At 33.8% G+C, this 3143-nt stretch carries 4 protein-coding genes; all 4 read left to right on the top strand.

Going from position 1 to position 3143, the window contains the following annotated elements; genetic code table 11:
• A partial coding sequence (locus Q7P22_RS10000) for a cell wall metabolism sensor histidine kinase WalK (protein WP_303863741.1) occupies positions 1 to 912 on the top strand: 912 nt, incomplete at its 5' end.
• Between the two features lie 240 nt (positions 913 to 1152).
• Positions 1153 to 1842, top strand: a complete 690-nt coding sequence (locus Q7P22_RS09995; RefSeq protein ID WP_303863739.1) for a polyphosphate polymerase domain-containing protein — start codon at positions 1153 to 1155, stop codon at positions 1840 to 1842.
• 17 nt (positions 1843 to 1859) lie between these two features.
• Positions 1860 to 2531, top strand: coding sequence for a DUF4956 domain-containing protein (locus Q7P22_RS09990; RefSeq protein WP_303863737.1), 672 nt, complete (start codon positions 1860 to 1862; stop codon positions 2529 to 2531).
• A gap of 49 nt (positions 2532 to 2580) precedes the next feature.
• The coding region (locus Q7P22_RS09985; protein WP_303863735.1) for a carbohydrate-binding domain-containing protein at positions 2581 to 3143 on the top strand (563 nt) is incomplete at its 3' end.

The following is a 3143-nucleotide window of genomic DNA, read 5'->3' as shown; positions in this document are numbered from 1 at the left end:
AATGAATTTAAAGTGAATCTTAGCCGTATTTTATGGATTATCATGATTCTTGCTTTAGTGGCAACTGTACTGATGACCTATATCATTGGGTCAAGGATTACTGAGCCCATTGTATACTTATCAGAGTTTGCCAAGAAAATTGGCGAAGGCAAATATGAAACCATAGAAGATGAATTTGACGATTTAGAGCTTCATCATCTAAAAAACTCCATGAATGACGCATCAAAAAAATTAAAGGCATATGACGCAGAGCAAAGAGCATTCTTTCAAAATGTTTCACATGAATTGAGAACCCCCCTGCAAATCATTAAAACCAATGCAGAAGGCATTCAATTTGATATTTTAGAAAAGAACAGTGCCTGTACTATCATAAAAGATGAAACGGATACACTTAGCGAATTAGTAGAAGATATTATCTACCTTTCGCGATTAGAATCTAGATCAAAGGATATGATCACTACAGAAAACGATCTACGAGAGACTTTATCTTATGCCGCTGAAAGATACCATTCTTTATTTACAAGTAAAAACATAAAAATAATCTATGAGTTTGATGAAGTGCCAGTACTTTTTGCTTACGACGAGAAATCTATGGAGCGAGCCTTTCAAAATTTATTGTCCAATGCCTTACGGTATTCTAGAGATAAAATAATCATTACCTGTAGAAAAATTCAAGGTAGAATACTCATCAAAGTTGAAGATAATGGTCCTGGAATCATCCAGGAAGATCTTCCTCGTATTTTTGATCGCTTTTATAAGGGAGAAAACGGAGTCCACGGTATAGGTCTTTCAATCGTAAAATCCATAGTCCTTTCCTACGGTGGTCGAGTAGAAGTCCAATCAAGCCCTAAGGGAACGGCTTTTACTATATTTTTTAATGAAATAGATCCTTCCTCAGAAAAGTGCCTTTGACACCTTAGTCATCAGCAATCACACATAAAAAAGTAGTTAAATTAAAACGTCGAACTTTCTTCCCCTTCTTAATTTTAAAGGAATACCCAGATGCTCGTAACTAGGAACTAGCGACAAAAAGCACCTTCGGCGCTTTTTGTGCGTAATTTTTGCCTTAATTTTGACGCCTTTTTTCGGAGAAACTTTTTTTCTTTTCTTTTAAACTAATACTACAGACAATTAAAAGAGGAGGTTATAAACTTGCAAGAAAAATATTACCGAAATGAATACAAACACTCCATTTCACAGGAAGCTAGAATAACACTGCACTCAAGATTAAAAAGATTCCTTCCTATGGATGTACATTCTCAAGGGAAAAGCTATCTCATTAAAAGCTTATATTTTGACACCATATACGATGATGCTTTAAACGAAAAATTAAATGGAGACCCTTATCGGGAAAAATTTAGAATTAGGTGTTATAACAATGATTACAATTATATTCGATTAGAAAAAAAGGTCAAGGAGATACGAAAAGGATATAAGCTCAGCACAAAGCTGGCCAAAAAGGATATTCAAAGGATCCTTTTAGGAGATATTGAATTTCTTAAAGACAAAGACGACTCTATACTAAAAGAGTTCTATGTAAAAATGAAGACAAAAGTATTACTCCCTAAAATTATTATTCAATACGAAAGAGAGGCTTATACTTTTAGGCCTGGAAACACGAGAATAACACTAGACTACAATATTCGGTGTAGCATTGATCCTACAGATTTTTTTAATGATACACTATCGTACCTAGAAATAGAACCACATAAGTGTGTTCTCGAAGTAAAGTTTGACCACTTCTTACCAGAAATCATTAGAGACTTAATACAAGTAAATGAGACTACAAGCACAGCAATTTCAAAATACGCATCGGGTAGACTTTTTACCCTTAATGCATAAAAATTTGGAGGTAAAGTATGAATTTTAACGATATTTTAAAGTCTAGTTTTTTAGAAAGGGTAAGCGACTTTTCTATTATAGATGCAACCATTGCTCTAATAGGCGCTTTTGGCATTGGTCTATTTATATACTTCATTTACAAAAAAACATTTTCAGGTGTTATGTACTCAAAGCCTTTTAATACTTCCCTTGTGCTTTTAACCATGCTCACAACTTTTATTATACTTGCAGTAACAAGTAATATTGTACTATCCCTAGGAATGGTAGGCGCTTTATCCATTGTAAGATTTAGAACGGCCATTAAGGACCCACTGGATTTAGTATTTTTATTCTGGGCAATTGGGGCAGGAATCATCCTCGGAGCTGGTTTACTTCCTTTAGCCTTATTAGGATCTTTTTTCATAGGAATTGTGTTAATCGGATTTCAAATGTCTAGTCCTAAAGAGTCTCCTTATATTCTCATGATCGAATGCAAAAATGAAATTACAGAAGTCTCCTGTTCAGAGCTTATAAAAGTAAAGTGCAATAAGCATAAGATAAAGAGTAAAGCCATCACTGATGAAACGATTGAATTGATTTATGAAGTCAGAATAAAAAATAATGATACTGTGTTTTTAAATGAACTTTCTGCCTTACACGGGGTAAACCATGCTACACTAGTAAGCTATAATGGCGAATACGCTGCCTAAACACTTACATTTTATTTTATAGTGACAAAACAACCATAAGGAGAAAACCATGTTATTAAAAAGACTAAATAATAAGATATATAAGGCGTTGCTTCTCTCAATTCTTTGTGTATGGATCTTTAGTTCTTGTACTCTTAAGACTACAAATAATACTAATACGTCAAATAGTTCCTCTTCTATCTCCGTAAATTTTAGTGAAGAAGATTTAAAGGATGAATGGAGCCAAGAAGATTTCGTTTCTATTGAATTAAAGGGAGATTCTATTGAGAGTAGTGGAGATGGTGCTCTTGTTAAAGATAATATGCTAACTATCCTGTCAGGCGGAACTTACGTTATATCAGGTACTCTAAATGACGGTCAAATTTTAATTAATTCTAAAGATGAGGAAACGGTTAGAGTGATTTTAAATGGAGCAAATATAAATTGTAGCGATAATTCACCTATCTATGTAGTGAACTCTGATAAGACGATTCTTACTTTAGCAAAGAACACGAAAAACACCCTTACAGATGGTAAAACATATACATTAGAGTCTGGTAGTGATGAGCCTAATGCGGCTCTATTTAGTAAAGATGATTTAACCATAAATGGTGAAGGGTCCCTTACTGTCAC

The organism is Alkalibaculum bacchi, from assembly GCF_937875145.1.
Lineage (GTDB): Bacteria > Bacillota > Clostridia > Eubacteriales > Alkalibacteraceae > Alkalibaculum > Alkalibaculum bacchi_A.
This window is presented reverse-complemented; position numbering and strand designations above follow the sequence as displayed.

Excerpts from the sequence above, each read along its gene's own strand:
- Q7P22_RS09990 (WP_303863737.1), top strand. The coding sequence starts at position 1,860 with ATGAATTTTAACGATATTTTAAAGTCTAGTTTTTTAGAAAGGGTAAGC.